The organism is Streptomyces sp. RP5T, from assembly GCF_003933965.1.
Taxonomy (GTDB): domain Bacteria; phylum Actinomycetota; class Actinomycetes; order Streptomycetales; family Streptomycetaceae; genus Streptomyces.
This window is the reverse complement of record NZ_RSAJ01000654.1, coordinates 1-4,350: the sequence shown is the minus strand read 5'-3', so window position 1 is coordinate 4,350 and position 4,350 is coordinate 1. Positions and strand designations below refer to the sequence as shown.

At 73.7% G+C, this 4,350-nt stretch carries 3 protein-coding genes and 1 pseudogene; 3 read left to right on the top strand and 1 reads right to left on the bottom strand.

All coding sequences use genetic code 11. The features are described from left to right. Window positions 1–463 (bottom strand): annotated as a pseudogene (locus EHS43_RS38480) (IucA/IucC family siderophore biosynthesis protein); the annotation flags it as partial. A 74-nt stretch (window positions 464–537) separates the two neighbouring features. Between EHS43_RS38480 and EHS43_RS38475 the strand changes: the two are divergent. From EHS43_RS38475 to EHS43_RS38465, 3 genes are read left to right on the top strand one after another with little or no spacing between them, the layout of a single operon-like run. Then, window positions 538–2,025 (top strand): IucA/IucC family protein, encoded by a 1,488-nt coding sequence (locus tag EHS43_RS38475; protein ID WP_125195234.1) that lies wholly within the window; start codon window positions 538–540, stop codon window positions 2,023–2,025. 57 nt (window positions 2,026–2,082) lie between these two features. Continuing rightward, window positions 2,083–3,348 carry a VWA domain-containing protein gene (locus EHS43_RS38470; RefSeq protein WP_125195233.1) on the top strand — a complete coding sequence of 422 codons (1,266 nt, stop codon included), beginning with the start codon at window positions 2,083–2,085 and terminating at the stop codon, window positions 3,346–3,348. Beyond that, window positions 3,348–4,160: a hypothetical protein gene (locus EHS43_RS38465; protein ID WP_125195232.1), complete on the top strand. Its 813-nt coding sequence runs from the start codon at window positions 3,348–3,350 to the stop codon at window positions 4,158–4,160. Before EHS43_RS38470 ends, EHS43_RS38465 begins: the two co-directional genes overlap by 1 nt. Window positions 4,161–4,350: the final 190 nt, after the last annotated feature.

Genomic DNA, 4,350 nt, shown 5'->3' with positions numbered 1-4,350 from the left:
CCTTGGGGGCGGGATGGTGGGGATGGCCGGTGACGAGGCTCTGCTCGGAGCGCCGATACGGGTCACCGGGCGCCGCCACCCGGTCCCGTGCCGTGAGCAGGGCGGCCACCGCGTCCCGGCTGTCGATCATCTCGGCGGGCAGCTCGTGGTTGGACACGCCCGTGTGCCGGGTCAGCTCCTCGGCGACGAGCTTCACGAGCTCGGTGTGTCCGACCCGGCGCCAGCCGGTCGCCGTGCGCACCTCGGGCTCGGCGGGCCGCCGCTCGCCCCGCACCCTGAGCAGCCGCCCGCCGGGCAGCCGGTACACCGGGCGCTCGCCGGGTTCCGGGAGCCGCTCGGCCACCTCGCGCAGGAGGCAGTTCAGCAGGGGCGCCGCCGCGTACGCGTCGGCGCGGTGTGCGACGGCGGTGCCGGCCGGCGGGGGCAGGAGATCCACGGGGTTCACTCGTTCTCTACGGTTCATCTGGGGCGATGCCGATCAGTATGTCTGCCGTCACCGGCCCGCTGTGCCACCAGTCGTACCCGAGGAGTCCGCCCGTGCACCGTCCCCGCGCCGCCGAGGTCCAGTTCGCCGAGGAGCTGGCCGTCCTGCGCCCCGACCTCGTGGCGCGGTACGAGGCTGAGCTGCCCGGCGCCCGGGCGGCCGTGCTGTCCCGGCTGTGGCGGGGGCTCACGCACGAGCCGCTGCCGTGGATCACGGCGCGGGAGGGCGGCCGGGAGGGGCTCACCCTGCGTCTCGCGGACGGCCGTCGGCTGCACGGCCCGCACCCGGATCCGTTCGCCACCGCCGCCCAGGTCACCGCCGTACGGCTCGACGAGGTCGCCCATGACGACCCGGCGCGCCTGATGACCTGCCTCGCAGTGCCGCACGGGACGGACTTCGCGGCGGAACTCGCCGACAGTGTCGCGTCGTTGGCGCTGTCCCGGGCAGGCCAGCCGCCCCGCTCGCAGGAGTGGCCCGAGCACGACTGGGAGTGGGAGCAGCGGATCGTCGACGGGCACCCGTACCACCCCAACTGCCGTGCCCGGCCCGGCTTCTCGGTGGCCGAGCAACTGGCCTACGGGCCCGAGCACCGGCCCCTGGTCCGGCTGGGGTCGGTCCCCGTGCCGGCCGGCGAGTGCCTGGTGACGGGCGCGTGGCCGGCCGAGCTGCGGGACGGGGAGCGGCTGTTGCTGCCCGTGCATCCCTGGCAGGCGGAGCACGTGCTGAAGCGCCCCCTGCCGGAAGGGGTCCCGGCCCACCCGCTGATGTCCCTGCGCACCCTGGCCCTGACCGGCGGCGGGCCGCATGTGAAGACGGCGCTCAGCGCACGGCTGACGTCCTCGGTGCGGGACATCTCGGTCTACTCGATCGGCATGTCGGCGATCCTCTCGGAGTTCGCGGAGACGCTGACGGAACGCATGGACGGGCTGCTGCGGTTCACCCGCACGCTGGGGGCGGTGACCGCCGGAACCCCCGAACTGGCCGCCGTGTTGCGCGAGTCCCCCCAGGTGTACGGCGACCGGGTCCTGCCCGTGGCCGCCCTCGCGACCACCGGACTGCCCGCATCCCCGTCCTGGCTGGCCGAGTTCACCCGGCTGGCGCTCACGGCCGGGCTGCGGCTCCTGGAGCTCGGCGTCGCCCTGGAGGCCCACGGCCAGAACCTCCTCGTCGTCCTGTCCGAGTCGGGCGCTCCGCTCGGGCTGGTCTACCGCGACCTCGCCGACATCCGGGTCAGCCCGGCCGGACTGGCCCGGCACGGCATCCCGGTTCCGGCCCTGTCCGGACGGGTCGTCACGGACGACGTGCGGGCCCTGCGGCGCAAGCTGTTCGGCTCCCTGGTGGCCGGGGCCCTCGCCGCCACGGCGGGTTCGGCACCGGCGCTGCGAGGGGCGCTGGAGACGGCCGTACGGGATCTTCCGCGCACTCCCGACCTGGCGGCGCTGCTCGAACAGCCGCTGCCGACGAAGGCGTTGACGCTGATGCGGCTCTCGCCGGGGACCGCGGGCGACCAGTGGACCGAACTGCCCAACCCCCTTCTGTGAGCGGCGTTTTCCCTGCCCGTTTTGGAGCCCGGCGGCCCTGATCAATAGGATCCGGCGATGATCACAAGAAAACGGCTGGCGGCGGGAGTGGGCGCCCTGCTCGCCGCCCTGACGGCCGGGATCGCCTTCCCGGTGGCGGCGGCCGCCGGTGAACCCACGGGCGGCACCGCGCCGCAGGTCGATCTCGTCCTCGACGTGAGCGGCTCGATGCGGACGGCGGACATCGACGGCGGCTCCCGGATGGCGGCGGCGAAGCGGGCCTTCAACGAGGTGCTGGACGCGACCCCCGAGGAGGTCCAGCTCGGCATCCGGACCCTCGGCGCCAACTACCCGGGCGACAACCAGAAGACGGGCTGCAAGGACACCGCGCAGCTCTACCCGGTCAGCACCCTGGACCGCACCGAGGCCAAGACGCAGGTGGCGACCCTCTCGCCGACCGGCTGGACACCGATAGGCCCCGCCCTGCTGAAGTCCGCGGGAGACTTCACCGACAGCGCCTCCTCCAAGCGGATCGTGCTGATCAGTGACGGCGAGGACACCTGCGCCCCGCTCGACCCGTGCGAGGTGGCCCGCGAGATCGCCGCCAAGGGCATCGGGCTGACCATCGACACCCTCGGGCTGGTCCCGAACACCAAGATGCGGCAGCAGCTGAGCTGCATCGCGGAGGCGACCGGCGGTACCTACACCTCGGTCGAGCACGCCGACGAACTCACCGACAAGGTCAACCAGTTGGTGGACCGGGCGGCCGACCCGGTGGTGACGCCGGTGGCGACCGAGGGGGCCGGCAGCTGCGCCGCGGCGCCCACGCTGAAGTCGGGGCTCTACACCGACCGCGAGGAGTTCACCCAGCAGCGCTGGTACCGGGTGGACGTCGACCCGGGCCAGGAGCTGCGGGCCTCGGTGAGCGTGGGGGCCGACCGCGCCGTGAACCCGTCGTACGGGGTGCTGCTGCGGGCGGTGACCGTGCACGGCCGGGAGATCGTGCGCGGGGAGGGTGCGGGCAACGGCCGTACCGATGTGATCTCCACCGGGCTCAGGTACCCGAAGGCCGAGAGCGACGATGACGACGCCCCGGCCGAGACCGTGTGCCTCCAGGTCACCAGCTCCTTCTCGGCGGCCGCCGGGGTCAAGACCACCCCGGGTCTGCCCCTGGAGCTGACCGTCGACGTCGTGGACGGGCCCTCGCACGCGAGCGACGTGGCCTCCTTCGGCCTCGGGCGCGGCTGGTGGCTGCTCGGCGTGCTGATCCTCGCCGGTTTCGTCGCCGGTCTGCTGTGGGGCTGGCTGTCACGCTGGCGGGTCGCGGTCTGGAGGACCAACTGATGAGGATCACACGCGCGTTGAGCGCTTCCCTGCTGTTGCTGGGGCTGGCCGCCGCACCGGCGGTGGCCGACTCCTCGCCGACGCCGACGGATTCGGCCTCGGCGGACGGTGACGCGCCCACCCAGGCGGGCACATCCTTCCGTACGGCCGCCGAGGTCGAGCAGGGGCGGACCGCCACGGCGAGCGGCTCCACGGGCGACTACCTGTACTGGTCGTTCCCCGCGGACGCCGGTCAGCGCCCCACCGTGAAGGCGACGGTGAAGCTGCCCGAGACCCATGCCTCGCAGACCTGGCAGATCGACGTGTACGACGGGCTGCGCCGCCGCCAGTCCTGCCAATACGGCGCCCAGACCCGCACCGCCGCCGCGGGTGCCGCCTCGGTGGAGCTGGCCTGCACCCTGCGCACGGTCCGCGCCTGGTCGGAGGCGTGGGCCAACGACCCGCTGCCGGGCACCTACTACGTCCGGCTGACGGCCGTCGGCCTCACCACGGCCGATCTGGGTCTGCCGGTCGGCACGGAGGTCCGGATCGACTCCAAGGACATCGGCGGTTCGGCGGCGGTGGACGGCTCCCTGGCCGAGCCGCTGGTGCCGGGCATCGCGGTGAAGTCCGAGGCGGACGACGAGGGTTCGAAGGACTCCTCCGCCGTCCTGTCCGCCATCGAGCCCGAGGACGGCTGGTCCTCCGGCTGGTGGTCGGACCGCTGGGTGTGGACCGCGATCGGCGGTGTCCTCGCCGCGCTGGCCGGGGTCGGCGGGTACGCGCTGACCCGCGGCTCGGGGCGGCCCTCCCGGGTGCCCCCGGGCGCCTGACGACTGCTCAAGAAGGCCCGCTCCGGCGGGCTTTCTTCTGTTTCACCCCCGCGCGAAGGGCTATGTCGATCGCCTGACCCGGCGCGAAGGGCCTCGGCGATCCCCCACCCCTCACCGACGGCTCGGCGATCATGTCACCCCGTGCGCAGCGCCTTGGCGATCGTGCCGTCCCCGCTGACCTCGACCCGCC